At 46.6% G+C, this 423-nt stretch carries 1 pseudogene; it reads left to right on the plus strand.

Going from position 1 to position 423, the window contains the following annotated elements:
- Positions 1-423: pseudogene (gene vmrA, locus C9J37_RS27900) on the plus strand (sodium-coupled multidrug efflux MATE transporter VmrA); the annotation flags it as partial.

A 423-nucleotide genomic window follows, 5' to 3' on the forward strand; every position in this document is an offset into this window, starting at 1 on the left:
TGTTTTCATTGCTTGGATGAATTGGGAGCTAACAGGGGCGGCTATTGCGACCGCATTGGCACAGATGGTTGTCACCGTGCTAGGTGTGGGCTACTTCTTCTCTTCTAAAGCGAAGTTACGTCTAACATTTAGAGAGTTGAAAGTGCAATTGGATGCTATTCCTAAAATTGTGCTTATCGGGACATCCAGCTTTTTTATGTACGCTTATGGATCTACGATGGTAGCTCTGCACAACGCGTTATTCGCACAATACGGCAGCCCGCTTTTGATCGGCGCTTACGCCATTTTAGGCTATATCGTGACGGTCTATTATCTCGTGGCGGAAGGCATTGCCAATGGTATGCAGCCTTTGGTGAGCTACAACCATGGCGCACGAAATCAAGATAACATTCGTAAGTTGCTACAAATTGCTATGGGGGCATC

It is taken from the genome of Lysinibacillus mangiferihumi (assembly GCF_003049665.1).
GTDB classification, from domain to species: Bacteria; Bacillota; Bacilli; order Bacillales_A; family Planococcaceae; genus Lysinibacillus; species Lysinibacillus mangiferihumi.